This is a genomic window from Pedobacter sp., assembly GCF_035317785.1.
Taxonomy (GTDB): Bacteria; Bacteroidota; Bacteroidia; order Sphingobacteriales; family Sphingobacteriaceae; genus Pedobacter.
In genome coordinates this window covers 1-2,729 of record NZ_DATHGC010000201.1, presented here as the reverse complement: position 1 = coordinate 2,729, position 2,729 = coordinate 1, and the positions used below count along the sequence as shown (strand labels likewise).

The following is a 2,729-nucleotide window of genomic DNA, read 5'->3' as shown; positions in this document are numbered from 1 at the left end:
GTTAGTTTTCATGCAGTTCCCAAATCAAAACAACCTGAAACGGAGATCAGGTATTTCAAACATATGCCCGCTTTGTATCCCGGTGATAACCTTATTTTCTGCGGGGATTTTAACTTGCCACAATCGCATACTGTCTTTAACCCTTTGAGAAAGATGGGTTATACCCCGGCTTTTACTGCTCAGAAAACCACATTAAAACAAGTGTGTGTTAATGGTGATTGTCTGGCTTCAGCATATGATAACTTCTATTTCAAAACTAAGGGCTTAAACCCATCAACATCCGGTATCGTGCATTTTTATCTTGATTTTGAAAGTGCTAAAGCTGCAAGGTCAATCTCTGATCATGTTCCTGTGTATTTAAATTTTTCATTGGGTACAGTGGCCAGGTAAATGCTTATTCTTTCCGGTCCAGCACATCTTTAATTTTGTTCGCATGTTCCATCAACTCCGTAAGGTAAGCCCAGTTCTCTTTTTCAATACAGGATTTGAATTTCCTGAGCTGGGTAATGTGTTCGTTCAGTACATCGAGCACATTTTCCTTGTTCTGTTTAAATATGGGCATCCACATGGCAGGGCTGCTTTTGGCCAGCCTTACTGTACTTTCAAAACCGGCACTGGCCAGCTCAAATATGGCATTTTCTTCTCTCTCTTTTTCCAGTACGGTGTTGGCCAGGGCAAATGAGGTAATGTGGGAAATGTGGCTGACGTAGGCCACGTGTACATCATGGTCCTTTCCTTCCATATATACATTGTACATACCGAGCAAAGTATACAATTGCTCTACTGCTGCCAGGGCATCTTTATCGCTTTCTGCTGCATTGCAGATCACATTGGCCCGGCCATAGAAAGCATCAGTTGTTGCTGCTTCAGGCCCGCTGAATTCGGTACCCCACATGGGATGGGTAGCGATATACCTGCCCCTGGCGGCGTGCCCTTTTACCGCTTCAAGCAGGGAGGTTTTAGTGGAACCGGTATCCAGTACGATCTGGTGCTTTACCTGGTCCAGCACCCTGGGCAATAATGTGGTGCAAACACTTACCGGGGTGCTCAGTATAATCAGGTCACTGCTGGCTATTGCGTTGTCCAGGTCAGTTATTTCGTCTGCAATGCCCAGCTCCAGTGCCTTTTGTGTGTGTGCCTCCTGGTTGTCCACGCCGTATACTTTTGAGGCAAAGCCCTTTTGCTTCAACACCAAAGCCATGGAACCGCCGATAAGCCCGAGGCCGACTACTGCTATCTTCATGATGCAAAGTTAATCTTTATACACATTGTTTGTGTCATTTGCTGATCCGTGTTATCGCCTGCTCAAACCGGGAAAGGTCACCGCAAAGACTGATCCTGATGTAGCGGCTGCCCTGGCTGCCAAATATGCCGCCCGGTGTCAGGAATACGTTGGCGCCGTAAAGAACTTCATCGCTAAGGGCATAGGCATCTTCATAATGTTCAGGGATTTTTGCCCAGACAAATAAACCAACCTGATTCGGCGCGTAGCTGCAGCCAAGAATATCGAGCATAAGGTATACTTTAGCTCTTCTTTGGGAGTAGATGCCATTGATGTGACTGTACCAGTCAGAGCCGAGGCTTAAAGCTTTTGCTGCGGCCAGCTGCAGGGGCATGAACATACCGCTGTCCATATTGCTCTTGAACCTTAATACTTCTTCAATGCGTTCTTTGGAGCCGCAAAGCATGCCGATCCGCCAGCCGGCCATATTGTGTGATTTGCTTAAAGAGTTGAGTTCCAATACTACTTCTCTGGCGCCGGGCGCTTCTAAAAGACTTACAGGGTTGTCATTCAGAATGAAGCTGTAAGGGTTGTCATGGATCAGCAGGATCTGATGTGCTTTTGCAAAGCTGATTAAGCTTTCAAATAAACCGGGCGCTATAGGCTGGCCTGTAGGCATATGCGGGTAATTCACAAACATGAGCTTTACTTTGCTCAGATCTGTTGCTGCCAGGGCTTCCAAATCGGGATACCAGTTTTGTTCTTCTTTTAAGAGGTAAGCCAGGGGTTTGCCTCCGGCGAGTTTAACCGCACTGCCATAAGTAGGGTAGCCCGGATCCGGGATCAATGCCTCATCTCCTTCATTCAGATAAGTCATGCAAATGTGCATGATGCCCTCTTTTGAGCCAAGCAGCGGCAAAACTTCTGTATCAGGATTGAGGCTTACCCGGTACCAGCGCTGATACCAGTCTGCGAAGGCCTGTCTCAATGCAGGGATACCTTTATAGCCCTGATAACCATGCACTCCGGGTTTGGCTGCTTCCTCCTGTAGTGTTTTGATCACATCCGGATGCGGCGGAAGATCGGGGCTGCCGATACCGAGGTTAATGATGTTTTTGCCTTCTTTATTCAGGGAATCAATTTCCCTGAGTTTTTGGGAGAAGTAGTATTCGCTAATACCCTCCAGTCTTTTTGATGTTGCAATTTTGGTTACCATATACGCTTTGCGTAAATATATGTTCATTTCTTTTATCTAAAAAATTTAGATGCTTATTCATTTAGGGCGCTCTTGGCCTGCGCCTGAATTTGCCGGGGTTTTACCAAGGTATATGCAAGGTGTTGCGAAGGGCACATCCAAACCAACTCCTTTGTCTAGTCCTGGAATAGCTTTACACTAGTCCTGGATTAACTTGACATCGTCCTGAAAAGAACTTAACATATCCTGTTTACGGATTACATACCATTTCATTCCGAATATAGTAATGCATTTTGTTGTTTTTGTCTAAGT

2 protein-coding genes and 1 pseudogene are annotated in these 2,729 nt (G+C 45.8%); 1 reads left to right on the top strand and 2 read right to left on the bottom strand.

The genetic code is table 11. The features are described from left to right. Positions 1 to 390, top strand: a pseudogene (locus VK541_RS12205) (endonuclease); the annotation flags it as partial. Between the two features lie 4 nt (positions 391 to 394). Here VK541_RS12205 and VK541_RS12200 read toward each other — a convergent pair. After that, positions 395 to 1,243: a prephenate dehydrogenase gene (locus tag VK541_RS12200; RefSeq protein ID WP_324370427.1), complete on the bottom strand. Its 849-nt coding sequence runs from the start codon at positions 1,241 to 1,243 to the stop codon at positions 395 to 397. A 34-nt stretch (positions 1,244 to 1,277) separates the two neighbouring features. Next, positions 1,278 to 2,465 (bottom strand): pyridoxal phosphate-dependent aminotransferase, encoded by a 1,188-nt coding sequence (locus VK541_RS12195; RefSeq protein ID WP_324370425.1) that lies wholly within the window; start codon positions 2,463 to 2,465, stop codon positions 1,278 to 1,280. Positions 2,466 to 2,729 lie beyond the last annotated feature (264 nt).

What these genes read in the sequence shown, in the direction of transcription:
- VK541_RS12200 (WP_324370427.1), bottom strand. Translation starts at nt 1,243, where the DNA reads ATGAAGATAGCAGTAGTCGGCCTCGGGCTTATCGGCGGTTCCATGGCT.
- VK541_RS12195 (WP_324370425.1), bottom strand. Translation starts at nt 2,465, where the DNA reads ATGAACATATATTTACGCAAAGCGTATATGGTAACCAAAATTGCAACA.